At 65.0% G+C, this 16,259-nt stretch carries 16 protein-coding genes; 14 read left to right on the plus strand and 2 right to left on the minus strand.

All coding sequences use genetic code 11. From position 1 onward, the window contains the following. Positions 1 to 24 precede the first annotated feature (24 nt). Positions 25 to 702: a flagellar basal body P-ring formation chaperone FlgA gene (flgA, locus tag G335_RS0109890; RefSeq protein ID WP_018176644.1), complete on the minus strand. Its 678-nt coding sequence runs from the start codon at positions 700 to 702 to the stop codon at positions 25 to 27. 522 nt (positions 703 to 1,224) lie between these two features. On the opposite strand from flgA, the gene G335_RS0109895 reads away from it, so the two are divergent. From G335_RS0109895 to G335_RS0109960, 14 genes are all read left to right on the plus strand, one after another. Then, positions 1,225 to 2,163 carry a chemotaxis protein CheV gene (locus G335_RS0109895; protein WP_018169964.1) on the plus strand — a complete coding sequence of 313 codons (939 nt, stop codon included), beginning with the start codon at positions 1,225 to 1,227 and terminating at the stop codon, positions 2,161 to 2,163. Between the two features lie 204 nt (positions 2,164 to 2,367). Beyond that, the gene (locus tag G335_RS0109900) at positions 2,368 to 3,183 is read left to right on the plus strand and encodes a protein-glutamate O-methyltransferase CheR (protein WP_018145462.1); all 816 of its coding nucleotides are present in this window, start codon (positions 2,368 to 2,370) and stop codon (positions 3,181 to 3,183) included. Positions 3,184 to 3,399: 216 nt separating this feature from the next. Next, complete coding sequence (flgB, locus tag G335_RS0109905; RefSeq protein ID WP_019563558.1) at positions 3,400 to 3,807, plus strand: flagellar basal body rod protein FlgB; 408 nt, start codon at positions 3,400 to 3,402, stop codon at positions 3,805 to 3,807. A 327-nt stretch (positions 3,808 to 4,134) separates the two neighbouring features. Beyond that, positions 4,135 to 4,554, plus strand: coding sequence for a flagellar basal body rod protein FlgC (gene flgC, locus G335_RS0109910; protein WP_018169962.1), 420 nt, complete (start codon positions 4,135 to 4,137; stop codon positions 4,552 to 4,554). Between the two features lie 10 nt (positions 4,555 to 4,564). Continuing rightward, positions 4,565 to 5,239, plus strand: a complete 675-nt coding sequence (locus G335_RS0109915; RefSeq protein WP_018145465.1) for a flagellar hook assembly protein FlgD — start codon at positions 4,565 to 4,567, stop codon at positions 5,237 to 5,239. A 43-nt stretch (positions 5,240 to 5,282) separates the two neighbouring features. Next, positions 5,283 to 6,518, plus strand: coding sequence for a flagellar hook protein FlgE (gene flgE, locus G335_RS0109920; protein WP_018176645.1), 1,236 nt, complete (start codon positions 5,283 to 5,285; stop codon positions 6,516 to 6,518). Between the two features lie 32 nt (positions 6,519 to 6,550). Then, positions 6,551 to 7,291, plus strand: coding sequence for a flagellar basal-body rod protein FlgF (flgF, locus tag G335_RS0109925; protein ID WP_018145467.1), 741 nt, complete (start codon positions 6,551 to 6,553; stop codon positions 7,289 to 7,291). Between the two features lie 45 nt (positions 7,292 to 7,336). Then, positions 7,337 to 8,125 (plus strand): flagellar basal-body rod protein FlgG, encoded by a 789-nt coding sequence (gene flgG, locus G335_RS0109930; RefSeq protein WP_018145468.1) that lies wholly within the window; start codon positions 7,337 to 7,339, stop codon positions 8,123 to 8,125. Positions 8,126 to 8,129: 4 nt separating this feature from the next. Beyond that, the gene (gene flgH, locus G335_RS0109935) at positions 8,130 to 8,828 is read left to right on the plus strand and encodes a flagellar basal body L-ring protein FlgH (RefSeq protein ID WP_018145469.1); all 699 of its coding nucleotides are present in this window, start codon (positions 8,130 to 8,132) and stop codon (positions 8,826 to 8,828) included. A 27-nt stretch (positions 8,829 to 8,855) separates the two neighbouring features. Beyond that, positions 8,856 to 10,073, plus strand: coding sequence for a flagellar basal body P-ring protein FlgI (locus G335_RS0109940; RefSeq protein ID WP_018176646.1), 1,218 nt, complete (start codon positions 8,856 to 8,858; stop codon positions 10,071 to 10,073). After that, the gene (gene flgJ / locus G335_RS0109945; protein WP_018176647.1) at positions 10,073 to 11,113 is read left to right on the plus strand and encodes a flagellar assembly peptidoglycan hydrolase FlgJ; all 1,041 of its coding nucleotides are present in this window, start codon (positions 10,073 to 10,075) and stop codon (positions 11,111 to 11,113) included. The genes G335_RS0109940 and flgJ overlap by 1 nt, the downstream gene beginning before the upstream one ends. Positions 11,114 to 11,175: 62 nt before the next feature. Continuing rightward, positions 11,176 to 13,059 (plus strand): flagellar hook-associated protein FlgK, encoded by a 1,884-nt coding sequence (flgK, locus tag G335_RS0109950; protein ID WP_018176648.1) that lies wholly within the window; start codon positions 11,176 to 11,178, stop codon positions 13,057 to 13,059. A gap of 21 nt (positions 13,060 to 13,080) precedes the next feature. After that, positions 13,081 to 14,301, plus strand: coding sequence for a flagellar hook-associated protein FlgL (flgL, locus tag G335_RS0109955; RefSeq protein ID WP_018169955.1), 1,221 nt, complete (start codon positions 13,081 to 13,083; stop codon positions 14,299 to 14,301). Positions 14,302 to 14,378: 77 nt separating this feature from the next. Next, on the plus strand, positions 14,379 to 15,068 hold the full coding sequence (locus G335_RS0109960; protein WP_018176649.1) for a hypothetical protein: 690 nt from the start codon (positions 14,379 to 14,381) through the stop codon (positions 15,066 to 15,068). 433 nt (positions 15,069 to 15,501) lie between these two features. Here the strand turns inward: G335_RS0109960 and G335_RS0109965 are convergent, their stop codons facing one another. Then, positions 15,502 to 16,251: an SIMPL domain-containing protein gene (locus G335_RS0109965; protein ID WP_026304817.1), complete on the minus strand. Its 750-nt coding sequence runs from the start codon at positions 16,249 to 16,251 to the stop codon at positions 15,502 to 15,504. Positions 16,252 to 16,259 lie beyond the last annotated feature (8 nt).

Genomic DNA, 16,259 nt, shown 5'->3' on the forward strand with positions numbered 1-16,259 from the left:
CGGCGTGCCTGGTGTGGCGAGGCCTCAAAGCGCTACCCGGATGTGGCCGGAGGCCTGGATTTCGCCTTCGACGACGCGCCCGGAGGATGCGTTCTTGACGCGGATTCGCTCGCCCAGCGTCCCGTTCTCCAGCGCTTCGCCCTGCATGCGGATGGCGATCGAGCCGTTCTCTGCCAGGATGGTAACCCGCTGGCCGCGACTGATGATCTCGCGCGGGCTCACATGCTGGGTGCCGATGATCTGACCCGGGCGGATGCTGCGGCGGGTCTGTTGGCCGATCAGGGCATTCTTTTCCTCATGATAACTGCCGGCATGGCGCGAGGTCTCGATTCGCTGGAAACGCAGGTCGCCCGCCGAGAGGGTGTGCTGGCGCGGCAGGGTGCGGTTCGCAACCAGCACTTCGGCGTAACGTTCGACGGTTGCCGGCACGTATAACTGCCAGGTCACCGGGCCGGCACACTGGATATGGACAGCGGTGTTGCCGTCACGCCGCCCGCCGGGTGGGAAACGCGCTTCCAGGCCGTCCGTGCAGGGGGCGAGGCGCAGACGCTTGTCGAGCTGGCCAATCTCGATGGAAACATCCTCCTCGCTATCGGTAACGCCCAGTTCCTGAATCAGGAACTGCTCGGCGGCGTGACGGATGTCGTCAACCGGGTGCACTTCGGCCCGGACGCTGGTAGACAGCAGCACCAGGGTGAACAAGAGGGCGACTCCGGCAAGGAGACGCGGAAGGGTTCGCACGTTTGCGCTCGAGTCGATTGCGCTCGCTGGCGAGGCACCGGACCGGCCGCCTTTTTCCGGAACGAAGAGGGCCCCAACGCGAACGAGCGAACGGATCAGCGTCTCCCTGGAAGCGGAAGAAAATTCTGAAATGTGTCGGCGCTGGTTCATGTCGCGGTCCTGTTTTGTCCTGTCCTGCGCAGCCAGGTCGGTGCGGGCGTCGGACTGTGCGCGAATGGCTCGGGTTTGACGGATCTTGCGTCGTTGTCGAGCGAATCGCGTGCGGTTTCAGTACGCAAAAACATGCAGATGTCGTGCCAATGACTGATCATCCGGCGCCACGCGTGCATTCAAGGCCCGTCGCGGGCGGCCGTTATCACCATGAGGCGGCGCCAGCAGGCGCATGCGCGCGAATGCAAATGACAGGCCGGGGTTGCGCGGTGCACACTTGGCCTTTGAGGCCTGTCCGGTGCCTAGAGCAATCGGGGCAAGGAGAGCGGCACGATGAGTCAATTCATTGACGATGTGAATCAGCGAACCCAGTTGGTGGGGCAGAACCGCATGGAGCTGCTGCTGTTCCATCTGGGCGGGTCGCAGACCTTCGGGATCAATGTCTTCAAGGTCCGCGAGGTGATTCCGTCGCCACCGCTGCGTCAGATTCCCGGCTCCATGAGCGTGGTGCGCGGGGTGGCGTCGCTGCGTGGCGGTACCGTGCCGATCATTGACCTGGCGCGAGCGATGGGCCTGCGTGGCGCCGTCGGGGCGGTCGACAACGGGGAGCAGAAAGTGGTGGTCACCGAGTTCAATCGTTCGGTGCAGGGCTTCTGGGTGTCGGCGGTGGATCGCATCGTCAACGTGAACTGGCAGGATGTGAAATCGCCCCCGCGCGGAACCGGGCGCGAATCCTTCCTCGTGGCCGTCACGGAGATCGACAACAAGCTGGTCGAGATCATCGACGTCGAACGGGTGCTCTCCATCGTCAATCCGCTGCCCAGCGAGGTCTCGCCATCCATCCGCGAGAACGCCAGAGAGGCCAGCGGGCGCAAGGTCGTGATCGTCGATGACTCGGTGGTGGCGCGCAAGCAGATCGAGGGGGCGATCAAGGGCCTCGGTTTCGAATACGACGTCTTCAAGGATGGCCAGGAGGCACTGGATTTCCTTGAACAGAAGGCCGCGGAAGGGCCGGTGGGTGACCAGATCGAGATGGTGATCTCGGATATCGAGATGCCACGCATGGACGGCTACACCCTGACCGCGCGCATCCGGGACAACACCGCGCTGAAGGACCTGAAGGTGCTGCTGCACTCCTCGCTGAGCGGTGAGTTCAATACCGACATGGTCAAGCGCGCGGGCGCGGATGCCTTTCTCTCCAAGTTCAATCCCGATGAGCTGGCCAATGCCGTACTGGATCAGACCGGGCGCGAGAGTCAGCAGGCCGAATGACCGGTCGGGCGGAACCGCGTTGCCGCCCGGCAAGCCCGGAGCGGCGACGGGTGGCCGGAAGTCGGTGTGTATGGTGCCATGCGCGCGACGCCGTATACTCGATCCGATCTTCGGGATCACCCCGGTTTTCCGGCCAAGCGGCCCCGGTCAAGGATTCGTCATCAGGATGCCTAATCACGATGGACAGCGCTCAGGGATGACTCGGTGATCGATTCCCGCGACTACGAGGAGTTCTCCCGCTTCCTGCAGGACTGCTGCGGCTTGGTGTTGGGTGACAGCCGCCAGTACCTGGTTTCCAGTCGTCTGTCGCGGCTGCTCGACGAGTTCGACTTCAAGAGCGTCCCGGAACTGCTGCATGCGATGCGGCAGGCCCCGAATCCGCGCCTGCGCACCCGCGTGATCGATGCGATGACGACCAACGAGACGTCCTGGTTCCGCGATGGCTTTCCGTTCGAGATCCTGCGCCACGTGCTGCTGCCGGAACTGGCCGCGAAGGGAGGCAGCATCAAGGTCTGGTCCGCGGGCTGCTCCAGTGGGCAGGAGGCCTATACGATCTCGATGGTGGTCTCGGAATGGGAGGAGTCGCGGCCGGCCCGGAAGGTACCGGTCTCCATTCTGGGCACGGACCTGTCAGAGAAGATCCTGGACGATGCGCGGCGGGCCGTGTACGACGGCCTGAGCATCGTGCGCGGGCTCAGCGAGAGCCGGCGCGCGCGCTTCTTCGAGACCGTCGCGGATGGCCACAAGGTGATCCCGGATGTGCAGCGGCGCTGTCGCTTTCAGAAGCTCAACCTGATCGACAGCTATGCGGCGCTGGGCAAGTTCGACCTGGTGTTCTGCCGCAACGTGCTGATCTATTTCTCGGGCGACACCAAGCGACAGGTTCTTGACGCTATCGCCCGGCAGATGAATCCGGGCGGGTATCTGTTTCTTGGCGCTTCCGAGACCGCAGGGCCCTATACCCAGGCTTTCGAGACCGTACGAACCGAGTACGGCTCGGTACTTCGTCTGAAGTCCTGACGTAATCCAGCCCCGGGGCTGATTCCCGGGAACGCCCGTGCAATGCGGGCGGCGAGTCGTTCCATCCCTTCCCCTGGCTGCCCGCTGTGCCTGCGCCCCTGCGGCACGCCGCTCGAGAATGGCATAACGATTGCTTCAGTCCCCCTGCGAAGGGTCGCAATCGGTGCGCCCCGTTCTCCAAGCGAGGGTCCGCCACGGGCGGACAGGACGGAAGCGATGAGTCTCTCTCTCGACAAGGCGATGGGTATTTCTCCGCAGGCGGTGAATGTGCGGGCGCAGCGCATGGAGCTGCTGGCCTCCAACATCGCCAACGCGGATACCCCGAACTACAAGGCGCGGGATATCGATTTTCGTGCGGTGCTCGAATCCGCGGCCGGCGGCGGCAATAGCTTGCCCATGGCGCGCAGCCAGGCGGCGCATCTCGACCCCAACGCCGGCGCGATGAACGGGCAGGTCGAGGCGCTTTACCGCGTCCCCTCGCAGGCGTCGCTGGATGGCAACACGGTGGACCCGCAGATGGAGCGGGCCGCCTTTGCCGAGAACGCCGTTCAATACCAGAGCAGCCTGGAATTCCTCAATCGCCGGGTCTCCGGCATCCGCGAAGCCCTGCGGGGCGATCGTTAAGGAAACACTGATTAATGTACACACTCGCGTTGGTACCCCAGGTTTTCCGAGCCAAGGCGCGGTGCGCAGCCGGTAGTGGTTCTACCGGCAAGTGCCGCAACGCAGGATCGGGGGACCTGGGGTTCCAACCCCCGCAAGTCATAGAAAGTAGGGGGTCGGCCGCCCGTTGTTATCAAAAACGGGCGCGGGAACGGCGTTGCGGTTCCTTTGTGCAGAATGACTGCACGGCAGTCACCGCGCCTTATTCGCACGCAAAAGCGACTCGAGCGCGAGCGTGTACATCAATCAGTGTTTCCTTAACGCGGACCTGATCGGGAGATCGATGTCGTGAGCAACCTTTTCAGCCTGTTCAATACCTCCGCCTCGGCGCTGTCGGCGCAGTCGGTGCGCCTGAACACCGTGGCCTCGAACCTGGCCAACGCGAACACCGCCGCGACCAACCCCGACGAGGCCTATCGAGCCAAGCAGGTGCTGTTCCAGAGCGTGATGGACCAGGCCAACCCGAACGGTTCGTCGACCTCCGTGCGGGTGGCCGGCGTGACCGAGTCGCAGGCGGCGCCGCATGCGCATTACGAACCCCATCACCCGCAGGCCAACGAGGAGGGCTACATCTTCCGTCCGGCCATCAGCGTGGTGGAGGAGATGGCCAACATGATGTCCGCCTCGCGCAATTACGAAGCCAACGTGGAGGTGATGGAGACCTCGCGTCAGCTGCTCCAGCGCACATTGCAGATCGGTCAAGGCTAGGGAGCCATCGATGACACAGATATCCCCCGAATTGCTGGATCGCCTGGGCCTCTCGCGCCCCGAGCAGAAACAGGACAAGGACATGGACCGCCTGGGCCAGTCCGACTTCCTCAAGCTGATGACGACCCAGCTGGAGAATCAGGACCCGATGGAGCCGATGGACAACGGCGACTTCCTGGGCCAGATGGCGCAGTTCTCGACCGTGACCGGCATCGAGGAACTGTCCAAGTCGTTCCAACAGCTGGCGCAGTCGCTGGGGCAGAACCAGACGCTGCAGGCGGCATCCCTGGTAGGCAAGGACGTGCTGGTTCCCGTCGAATTCGGCGAGCTGGGTCCGGACGGCATGGTCAAGGGTGCGGTGGACCTGGATCGCTCCACGGAGGAGCTGCAGATCGACGTGTACAGCCCGAACGGCGAGCGCATCCGCCGCATGAACCTGGGGGCCGCCGGCAGCGGCCTGCAGGAGTTCAGCTGGAACGGCATGCGCGACGACGGGACCTTCGCACCCCCGGGCGTCTACGAGTTCAAGGCCACGGCCCGCTCCGGGACCCAGTCCGAGGCCGTGGATACCTTCCTGGATGCCCGCGTGGAGAGCGTCGCGGTGGGCAATGATTCCGGGCTGGCACTGACCGTGCAAGGCCTGGGCGAGATCAGCTTTTCGGATGTACGGCGGATTGGCGGCTAACGGCCGGCGCGCGTCGAACGAACCCTAACGGAGGAAACACCCCATGCCCTTCAATATCGGATTGAGCGGACTGAACGCGGCCCAGGCCGACCTGCAGACCACCGGCAATAACGTCTCGAACTCGGGGACCACCGGTTTCAAGCGCTCGCGGGCGGAATTCGGTGACGTGTTTGCCCAGAGCTTCGGTGGCATCAGTCAGACGGCGATCGGCTCCGGCACGCGCCTGCAGGCGGTGACCCAGCAGTTCTCGCAGGGCCGGACCGAGTTCACCGAGAACGGCCTGGACCTGGCCATCAACGGCGAGGGCTTCTTCGTCCTGAACGACCAGGGCAGCACGGCCTATACCCGGGCGGGGGAATTCCAGGTCAATCGCGACGGCTTTTTGGTGAACAACCAGGGCCAGCAATTGCAGGGCTATCCACCGCAGGATGCCAACACCGCCGACCCGAATTTCAATACCGGGCAGCTAGAGGATATCCGCCTGCAGACCGGCGCGGCACCACCCAATGCCACCACCTCAGTGGAAGCCCTGCTCAATCTGCGCTCCGATGCCGAGGCGCCGGATGCGGATTTCGATCTGACTGACCCCGAGACCTACAACTTCTCGACGTCGCTGACGCTGTACGACTCACTTGGCACCGCGCGCGACGCAAGCATCTATTTCGTCAAGGGTGATGAGGTCGGTCAATGGGCGGCTCATGTCGCGGTGGACGATGGTGATGAACCGTCTGGATCGTTCGAACTTCGTTTTGATGGCAGTGGTGTGCTTACGACCGTGGATCCTGACCCAGCGGTGGTAGATGTGGATGGAGACGCCTTGGGCAACGGCGCTAATCCACTTGAATTCGAGGTCGATTTCGGCGGGACTACCCAGTACGGAGGCGATTTCTCGGTCAATGACCTGAACCAGAACGGTTTCGCCTCCGGGCGCCTGACGGGCGTGGATATCGATGACTCCGGGGTGGTTTTTGCCCGCTTCACCAATGGTCAGTCGACGGTACTGGGCCAGGTGGCGATGGCCAGCTTCACCAATCCGCAGGGGCTGGAACAGCTGGGCAACAACAACTGGGCCGAGACCTTCGCGGCCGGCGAGCCGGTCTTCGCGGCACCCGGGACCGGCAACCTGGGAACCATCCAGTCCGGGGCCCTGGAGGCCTCGAACGTGGATATCGCCCAGGAGCTGGTCAACCTGATCACCGCGCAGCGCAACTTCCAGGCGAATGCGCAGACCATCTCGACGGCCGATCAGGTCACCCAGACGATCATCAACATCCGCTAAGTCGCGGATGAGACGCTGAAGAGGGCTTGAGCATGGATCGATTTCTGTACATCGCGATGTCCGGTGCGAAGGAGACGATGCACGCACAGGCCATCAACAACCACAACCTGGCCAACGCCAATACCGACGGCTTTCGCCAGGCGCTGGCCACGGCAGATACCTTGCCGGTGCGCGGGCCGGGCCATGCCTCGCGCGACTACACCCAGATTGGCAACGATGCGGTGGACTTCAGCAAGGGCAAGATGCAGAGCACCGGGCGCGATATGGATATCGCCATCGAGGGCGAAGGCTTTATCGCGGTGCAGGGCCCGGACGGGGAGGAAGGCTACACCCGCGCCGGCTCGCTGCATGTGGATGCCTTTGGGCTGCTGCGCACCGCGCAGGGTCACCAGGTACTGGGGGATGGCGGTCCGATTGCCATCCCGCCGGCGGAGCAGATCGAGATCGGCACCGACGGCACCATCAGCGTGCGCCCCCTGGGGGTGGGCCCGGAGGCCCTGGCGGCGGTGGAACGCATCCGCCTGGTGAATCCGGACACCGACGAGCTCCAGCGCGGGGATGACGGCCTGTTCCGCCTGGCGGAAGGGGGCGAGGCCCCGGCGGATGCCGAGGTGCGCGTGGTCTCCGGGATGCTGGAGGGCAGCAACGTGAACACGGTGGAGGCGCTGACCCGGATGATCGAGCTGTCCCGCCACTTCGAGATGCAAGTGAAGATGATGGATAGCGCCAACACGCTGGAACAAAGCAGCAACCGCCTGCTGGGCCTCGGGTAATTTCCCGGGACTCGCGCGGCACTTGAGAGAAAACAGGAGAACACCATGAACCAGGCACTGTGGATCGCCAAGACCGGCCTCGACGCGCAGCACACGCGCATGTCGACGGTCTCGAACAACCTGGCCAACGTGAATACCACCGGCTTCAAGAAGGACCGGGCGGTATTCGAGGATCTGATCTATCAGACCGTGCGCCAGCCAGGCGCCCAGGCCACCCAGGATCAGCAGCTGCCCTCGGGCCTGCAGATCGGTACCGGGGTGCGCGCCGTCTCCACCGAAAAGATGTTCCAGCAGGGCAACCTGCAGCAGACGGACAACTCGCTGGACATGGCCATCGAGGGGCGCGGGTTCTTCCAGATCCTGCTGCCGGACGGAAATGTGGGCTACACGCGGGACGGCAGTTTCCAGTTGAACTCGGATGGCCAGGTGGTGATGTCCAATGGCTACCCGCTGCAGCCGGGTCTGTTCGTGCCGGAGGACACCCAGTCCCTCTCGATCGGCAAGGACGGCACGGTGACCGCGCAGATCCCGGGGCAGGCCGCCCCGGTGGAGCTGGGCAATATCCAGCTGGCGGACTTCGTGAACCCGGCCGGTCTGCAGGCGGTGGGTGAGAACCTGTTCCGCGAGTCTGCGGCCTCGGGCGTGGCGCAGCAGTCCCTGCCGGGCCTGAACGGCACCGGCACCGTGGTGCAGGGCTCGCTGGAGACCTCGAACGTGAACATTGCCGAGGAGCTGGTGAACATGATCGAGACGCAGCGCGCCTACGAGGTCAACTCCAAGGCGATCTCCGCGGCCGACCAGTCGCTGCAGTTCGTCAACCAGACGATCGGGTGATGTGATGACGCGCCTCGGAACCGTTCTCCGCCTGGCCCTGGCCGTGACCGCCGCATTGTTGCTGTCCGCCTGCGCCGCCACCCAGACGACCAAGCCGGACGACAACCCGGAATACCAGCCGGTGATGCCGGCGCAGCCGGTCCCGCAGTCGCAGAACAATGGCGGCATCTACCAGGCCGCCCACTCCCAGGGGCTGTTCGAGGACTACAAGGCGCGCAATGTCGGCGACATCCTGACGGTCATCCTGGCGGAGAGCACCAACGCGCAGAAGTCGGCGTCGACCTCCACCGGCAAGGATTCCAACCTGGAGCTGGGCAATCTCTCGGCCTTCGGCCGCGATGCCACGTTCAACGGTCGCCCGTTGTTTGGGGCGAGCAACTCGAGTTCGCGGGACTTCGACGGGTCCGGGGACTCCTCGCAGAGCAACCAGCTCGACGGCGAGATCACTGTGACCGTCGCCGAGGTCCTGGCGAACGGCAACCTGGTCGTGCAGGGCGAGAAATGGCTGGGCATCAACCAGGGCGAGGAGTATGTGCGCTTTCGCGGCATCGTGCGCCCAGTGGACGTAACCACCAACAACACCGTGCTCTCCACCCAGGTGGCCAACGCCCGCGTGTACTACGGCGGTTCCGGCGTACTGGCGGACAGCAACACACCCGGGTGGATCACGCGCTTCTTCAACAGCCCGATCTGGCCCTTCTGACCCGGCATGACCGTGGCGAGGTACGACATGGATTCCACACGCACGACACAACGCGCTTCAGGCCTTCCGGCTGCGCCGTTCGGCGGCTGGCGCCGGCTGGGGCTACTGCTCCTGGCGGCGCTGCTGGTGGCGGCGCTCGGGAGTGCCGCGGTCTCGGCCCAGACCGCGATGCAGCAGCAGGTGGCCATGCAGGAGCGCAGCTACATGGAGCGGGTCAAGGATGTGGCCAGCGTCTCCGGCGTGCGGGATAACCAGCTGATCGGTTATGGCCTGGTGGTCGGCCTCGATGGTACCGGGGACCAGACCACCCAGACCCCGTTCACCGTGCAGAGCCTGAACAACATGCTGGGCCAGCTGGGGCTGACGCCGGATGCGGGCAACCCGCAACTGCGCAACGTGGCCGCGGTGATGGTCACGGCTGAACTGCCACCGTTCGCCAAGGCGGGTCAGCGGATCGATATCACCGTGTCGTCCATGGGCAACGCGACCAGCCTGCGCGGCGGCACGCTGCTGATGACGCCGTTGAAGGGGGCGGATGGCCAGACCTACAGCATCGCCCAGGGCAATCTGATCGTGGGCGGTTTCGGTGCCGAGGGTAGCGATGGCTCGCGCATCACCGTGAACGTGCCCAGTGTCGGCCGTATCCCCAACGGCGCAACCGTGGAGCGCGAGGTCCCGACCGCGTTCGCCCAGGGCGATCACGTCACCCTGAACCTCAACCGACCGGATTTCACCACCGCCAACCGCCTGGTGCAGACGGTGAACGATACCTTCGGCCATGGCGTGGCCCATGCCCTCGACGGCTCGTCCGTGCGGGTGCGGGCGCCGGCGAACCCGGATCACCGGGTCGGTTTCGTGGCCGAGCTGGAGAACCTGCCGATCGAACGCGGCACACCGCCGGCGCGCGTGATCGTCAACTCGCGTACCGGGACCGTGGTGATCGGTTCCAGTGTGCAGGTGACGCCTGCGGCCGTCTCCCACGGCAGCCTGACCGTCACCATCAGCGAGGCACCGCAAGTGGTCCAGCCTGCGCCCTTTGGCGAGGGCGAGACCGCCATCCAGCCGGATACCGACATCGCGATCGAGGAGGGCGACAACACCATGTTCCTGTTCGACCCGGGCACCTCGCTGGACGAGATTGTCCGCGCCGTGAATAACGTGGGCGCGGCGCCGGGCGATCTGGTCGCGATCCTGGAGGCCCTGCGCGAGGCCGGTGCCCTGCGTGCGGAGCTGGTGGTGATCTGATGATTGGCTCGGGCGTCGATACCCAGATGCAGGCCCGCGCGGCCATGGCCTCGGACCCCAGTGGTCTGCAGGACCTGGCCCGGGGCGCGCGTTCGGGCGATCAGAAGGGTCTGGAGGCCGTGGCTCGCGAGTTCGAGGCCATGCTGATCGGCCAGATGCTCAAGCAGATGCGTGAGGCCTCTCTGGGCGACGGCCTGTTCGACAACGACCAGAGCGAGATGTACCTGGAGATGCAGGATCAGGAGTTCGCCAAGGCCATGAGCCAGGGCGACGGCATCGGCCTGCGTGATGCCCTGATGCGCCAGCTCTCCGCCCAGCAGCCTGTCGATCCCGAGACACTGAATGATCCGGATCGTCAGGCGGCCCTGGAAATGCCGCGTCGACGGTCGGAGCTGGATACCCTGCGGGCGTTGCAGGGCGAGGCGGAATCCGAGTTGCGCCCGGTGGGCCCGCAACGCCCGGAAGCTGTGTCGCCGGAGGCGGCTCGCGAAGCGGCGCCGCAACCGGCCCCCATTGCCTGGCCGCCGCGGGATGCCGCGGACTTTGTGCAGACCCTGGAACCCCTGGCGCGGGATGCCGCGGCGGAGCTGGGCGTCGAGCCCGGCATCCTGCTGGCGCAGAGCGCGCTGGAGACCGGCTGGGGGCAGCACGTGCCGTCGCGGGCCGATGGCCAGCCGAGTTTCAACCTGTTCGGGATCAAGGCCGACAGCCGCTGGGATGGCGACCGTGTCTCCGTGGGCACGCTGGAGTTCCGCGAGGGCGTGGCCCAGCGAGAACAGGCCCGCTTCCGCGCCTATGCCGATCCGTCCGAGTCGTTCTCCGATTACGTCGATTTCATTCGCAACAATCCGCGTTACCACCGGGCCCTGCAGGCCGGCGATGACGCGCAGTACATCCGCGAGCTGCAGGACGCCGGCTATGCCACCGACCCGGCTTACGCGGACAAGGTCCTGCGGGTGCGCGACCAGATGGCCGCGCATCGTGACAGTGGATCGACTCAAGTCGCGGCCGATGCGGCCGTTACCCGTACCAAGGGGTAGAGCATGAAGCAGAAATGGCCCAGTCCGATGATTAAACAGGCGTTGTCGCGGGAGGCACGGGCATGAGCGCGTCCGGTATCGGCACCTCCGCGCTGCTGGCGTTCCAGCGCGCGATTGGCACGACCAGCAACAACATCGCGAACTCGGCGACCGAAGGCTACAGCCGCCAGCGCACCGAGCTGTCCAACCTGACGCCGCAGTTCCTGGGGGGCAGCTTCCAGGGCCAGGGCGTGCAGGTGGACACCATCCGCCGTATCTCCGACGACTTCGTGAACACCCAGCTGCGCAACTCGATCTCCGATCAGTCGAACGCCGAGCTAAAGGCGTCGCTGGCCGGGCGCATCGACGACCTGCTGGGCAGCTCCAGTTCCGGCCTGACGCCGGTGCTGCAGGACTTTTTTGATGCCGGCCAGGACCTGGCCAACGACCCCACCTCCAGCGCCGCGCGCACGGTCTTCCTGACCGAGGCGGAATCGTTGGCCGAGCGATTTGGCTCGATCGACCGTCGCATCGAGGAGCAGCGCGACATCATCAACGGCCAGATCCGTACCAACGTCGAAGAGATCAACTCGCTGACCGAGGCGGTCGCCGGGCTCAATCGCGAGATCGTGTCCAAGTCGACGCAAGGCAGCCCCAACGACCTGCTGGACCAGCGCGATCGCGTGCTGAATCAGCTGGCGGAGAAAGTGAACGTCCGCATCACCGAGCAGGACGACGGCGCGGTCAATGTGTTTGTCGGCAACGGCCAGGCGCTGGTGCTGGGCGGTAACAACCGCGAACTGGTCGCCGAGTCGCTGACCGGGGACCCGCGTTCGCCGGACATCGGACTGGCCACCAGCGGCGATCCGGTCAACATCTCCCGCTTCATCCAGGGCGGCGAGCTGGGTGCACTGCTGGAGACCCGGACCGGCATCATCGACGAGGCCCAGAACACCCTGGGCCGCCTCGCGATCAGCATCGGAGAGGAATTCAACAACCAGAACAACCTTGGGCTGGACCTGGAGGGCAATCTGGGTGCGAATATCTTCGGGATCAGTGAGCCGACCGTGCGTGGGTTCCCGGGAAATGGGTCCGATGGTATTCCGGAGGTGGAAGTCTCGGATGTCCGTGCCATGACGACGTCCGACTACCGTCTGCGCTACGTCGGGGGTGACTACGAGTTGACCCGGTTGTCTGACGGCACCTCGAAAACATCCGACAACGGCGTGCTCGAATTCGACGGGATCCGAGTAAATACCGATGCGATCGATGATGCCGAGGAAGGGGACGAGTGGCTGATCCAGCCGACACGGAACGGCGCACGGGATTTGGCGGTGGAGATGACAGATCCCTCTAGGATTGCGGCTGCGGCCGCCGTGCGGGCCGACCTCGGCGAGGACAACAAAGGGGATGCCAAGATCGCTTCGGTTCGAGCCGTGGATGCCGATGACCTCACATTGTTGGACCCGATTACCGTTCAATTTAATGATGACGAAGGTGGGTTTGAGATCAATGGGAATACGTTCTTCCCACTAGATCCCGATGAGGGCGGGGTGACGACCATCGAGTATCAGGGCTGGGAGATGGAGATCCGCGGCACGCCAGCGGAAGGGGATACCTTCGTGGTGAGAAGCAATGAGGACCACCCGGGCGATAACCGCAACATGCTGGCGATGAACGATCTGTCGGATGAACGGCTGGTGGGCGGTGATCGTACCTTCGGGGATGGCTACAACAGCCTGTTGGCCAATGTCGGCACGCGCACCCGCCAGGCGCAGGTCGCGCAGGAATCCGCCGATGCGCAACTGGAGCAGGCGCGCGCCCAGCGCGAGGCGGTATCCGGCGTCAATCTGGACGAAGAGGCGGCGGACCTGATCCGCTATCAGCAGGCCTATCAGGCGGCGGCCCAGGTCATCTCGGTCAGCAATTCGCTGTTCGATACACTGCTCGGCGCGGTCCGCCGCTAGCGCCCACCCGGAGACACGGACATGCGCATTTCGACCACCCAGATCTTCCAGACCGGGATCGACCAGATCCAGCGCGGCCAGACGGAGCTCAACCGGACCTCGCTGCAGATGGGGCGGGGCGAGCGCATCCTGTCGCCGTCCGACGACCCGAGCGGTGCGACCCAGGTCAATCAGTTCGAGCGGATCATCCAGTCGACCAAGCAGTACCAGCGCAACATCGACAACACCCAACCGCGTCTGCAGCAAGAGGAATCGGCCCTGCAGAGCGGAACGGACCTGCTGCAGCGGGCGCGCGAGCTGGTTGTGGCCGGCAACAACGACAGCCAGACCAACGAGACGCGCGGCTATCTTGCTGGCGAGCTGCGTCAGCTGCGCGAAGGGATGTTCGACATCGCCAACACCAAGGATCCGAACGGCGAATATCTCTTCGCCGGCACGAAGTCCCTTGATCAGCCTTTCCGTCAGGACGGCAATGGCGAGGTTGACTACTTCGGCGCCGAAGGGACGGGGAGTGTCCGCGAAGTCGCGATCTCGGCCAACCGGAAGATCCCGGTGGGCGACACTGGCGCGCGCGTGTTCATGGATATCCCCGAGAATGACGGAAGGGTCGGGGCCGAAGTGAGAACCCGTGAACCGGACAGTACCCTTGTGGTCGAGCGCACCGGTGTGGTCGATTCCTCCGAGCTCGATGCGGGGGATTACACCATCACCTTCCAACTCGGTACCGACGGGCTGGAATACATGATTAAGGATGAGGACGATGCCGAGATCCAGCTAGCCGTCCCCTACGTGCCGGGTGAGTCGATCGAGTTCGCCGGCCGCAGCATCACCCTGAGCGGTACGCCGGAGGCGGGTGACGAAGTCGTGTCACGTCCGGCGGAGAACAAGAGCGTGTTCGAGACCCTGGACGCGATCATTGCGGCCCTGGAAGAGGGCGGTGCCAGCGGCCGCAGCCGGGCAAATCTCGCCACGGCCAGCAACACCGCGCTTGCCGATCTGGATGCCGCGCTGGGTAACTTCAGCGACATCCGCGCCGAGGTGGGGTCGCGCCTGAAGACCTTTGACCAGCAAAAGGATCTGAACGAGGACCGGCTGGTGGACCTGAACAGTGCGGTGTCCGAGATTCGCGACCTGGACTACGCCGAGGCGATCAGCCGCTTCAACCAGCAGCAGGTGGCCCTGCAGGCCGCGCAGCAGACCTATACCCAGGTGAACCGCCTGTCGCTGTTCGACTTCCTCTGATCCGCATCCCTTGCCGGGCGGGCCATGGTTGCGCCTTTGTGCGACCATGACGCCGTCCTGATCTGCGAGAGTCCGGCATGGCCAAGAACAACGAACCCTCCGCGCCCATCCAGTACCGTTCCACCGGGCGTCCCCCGCGCTATCTGATCGTCCTGCTGATCCTGGCTGCGTTGTGGGCCGGCTTCTGGGGTGTGATCCACCTGCAGTCGGGTGAGCCCGAGGCGGTGACGCTGGACGTCGAGGAGCAGGCCGAGCTGGAGGCCAAGTTGCAGGCGCTGGGGCCGCGCGATGCCGAGCCCCGCCCGGATCAGGTGCCCGGAGACCCGATCATCGATCTCGACGCCGAGGCCGAGCCGCTGGTCCCGGAACTCTACGAGGAACGCGCCGAGGCGCGCAGCGTGCGCTTCAGCGAGCGCGAACTGAATGCCCTGATCGCCCAGGACCCGGACCTGGCCGGACGCGTGGCCATGCGTCTTACGCCGGGGCAGGTCAGCACTCGGGTGCGTATTGATGTTCCGGCCGATATCCCACTCCTTGGGGGCCGTGTCCTGAATGTCCGCTCGGGTGTCCGCTTCGAGACCGAGGATGGGCGGGTGCATGCGCGCCTGGTCGGCGTCAGTGTTGCGGGAATCCCGCTGCCGGATGCCTGGCTGGGCGGGCTGAAGGACGAAGACCTGCTGGCGCTGGAGCCCTTCCAGCAACTGCGCGCGGGCATCGAGTCCATCGAGGTCCGCGACGGCGAACTGGTGCTGGAACTCGCCCCCTAAAGCCGCTCGAGTCCGTCCGCGAATCACACCGTTTCCCGCACGCGTTCATTTTTCCGTCAATGCCTCTACTAGGCGCGGAGGAGTGCGGGGCGGTTGCGGTGCCCCTGATGCGTTTCGATCCTCAGGGAGACGCAATGCATAAACGGCGATGGCATGGAGTACCAAGCCCATAGGTCGCCCGGATCCTCACCGTGAGCTCGTCATCCCGGAAACCGCGCAGCGGTTATCCGGGATCTCCATCGTTGGAAGGCGTAGAGACGTCGGGGTGTTCGTGCGTGAGGAGATCCCGGCTCTTCGCTGCGCTACGGCCGGGATGACGAGAAGGGGAACGCTGCTTGCACCGCTGGACGCCCGGGGCGTTCGGGGACCCGGGCCCGCATGGGAACGGTGCGGTTCGGCGGGCGCCTCACGGCACCTCACGGTGACGTTGGTGCTAACGCGGGGTGACGCGCAGGGTCTCGGCGCCCAGGGCCTGCAGGCGTCCACGCACGCTGAGGGTCAGGGTGGAATGCCCGGCCTCCAGCGACGGCTGGCTGGCTGACTCGTCCATGGCGCGCATGGCCATCATGGGCTGCGGTCGATCGTAGTGGTCGTCCGGCAATTCCACTTCCAGCGTGCGCAGGTGCGTGGCCCCCAGCGAGCGGGCGATGACGCGCGCTTGTTCCTTCAGGTCTTCCATGGCCTCTTCGATCATCGCCTCGCGATGTTCCTGGCGTGCCTCGGGGCTGAGGGAGAATCGGATCTGGCTGACGTTGAGGTCCCGCTGCTGGAGCGCGCCGACCAGTTCGGTCAACCGATCGAAATCGGCTCCGGTCAGTTCCAGGTTCTGCTGGACCAGCCAGGCATTGATGCGGCTGCGGTCGTCGGAGTCGTGAATGGCGCGGGTGGAATAGCCGATGGTGCGGGCGTCAATCCCATCCTGTTCGCCGGCGCGTTCCAGTGCGGCCTGCATGTTGCGGTTGACGGTGGCAGCGGCCGTGGCGGCCTCCGGGGCGCGGGCCTCGGTCGTCATCAGCACGGTCATGTGGTCGTTGGCGACCTGGCGCTCGGCCTTGCCGGTCAGGGTCAGCGTGGTTCCGCCGTCGCTGGCGATGGCCGTAGCCGGAAACGCCAGGACCAGGGCGGCGAGCCCGGCGACGAGCCAGGACGGGCGGGGCGCGAGGGGAGTGTTCTTCGGTCGCATGTTCATGA

This window comes from Thioalkalivibrio sp. AKL8, from assembly GCF_000380525.1.
Lineage (GTDB): Bacteria > Pseudomonadota > Gammaproteobacteria > Ectothiorhodospirales > Ectothiorhodospiraceae > Thioalkalivibrio > Thioalkalivibrio versutus.

Coding starts and splice junctions, on each gene's coding strand:
- G335_RS0109895 (WP_018169964.1), top strand. CDS start 1,225: ATGAGTCAATTCATTGACGATGTGAATCAGCGAACCCAGTTGGTGGGG.
- flgB (WP_019563558.1), top strand. CDS start 3,400: ATGAGTCTCTCTCTCGACAAGGCGATGGGTATTTCTCCGCAGGCGGTG.
- G335_RS0109915 (WP_018145465.1), top strand. CDS start 4,565: ATGACACAGATATCCCCCGAATTGCTGGATCGCCTGGGCCTCTCGCGC.
- flgE (WP_018176645.1), top strand. CDS start 5,283: ATGCCCTTCAATATCGGATTGAGCGGACTGAACGCGGCCCAGGCCGAC.
- flgF (WP_018145467.1), top strand. CDS start 6,551: ATGGATCGATTTCTGTACATCGCGATGTCCGGTGCGAAGGAGACGATG.
- flgG (WP_018145468.1), top strand. CDS start 7,337: ATGAACCAGGCACTGTGGATCGCCAAGACCGGCCTCGACGCGCAGCAC.
- flgH (WP_018145469.1), top strand. CDS start 8,130: ATGACGCGCCTCGGAACCGTTCTCCGCCTGGCCCTGGCCGTGACCGCC.
- G335_RS0109940 (WP_018176646.1), top strand. CDS start 8,856: ATGGATTCCACACGCACGACACAACGCGCTTCAGGCCTTCCGGCTGCG.
- flgJ (WP_018176647.1), top strand. CDS start 10,073: ATGATTGGCTCGGGCGTCGATACCCAGATGCAGGCCCGCGCGGCCATG.
- flgK (WP_018176648.1), top strand. CDS start 11,176: ATGAGCGCGTCCGGTATCGGCACCTCCGCGCTGCTGGCGTTCCAGCGC.
- flgL (WP_018169955.1), top strand. CDS start 13,081: ATGCGCATTTCGACCACCCAGATCTTCCAGACCGGGATCGACCAGATC.
- G335_RS0109960 (WP_018176649.1), top strand. CDS start 14,379: ATGGCCAAGAACAACGAACCCTCCGCGCCCATCCAGTACCGTTCCACC.
- G335_RS0109965 (WP_026304817.1), bottom strand. CDS start 16,251: ATGCGACCGAAGAACACTCCCCTCGCGCCCCGCCCGTCCTGGCTCGTC.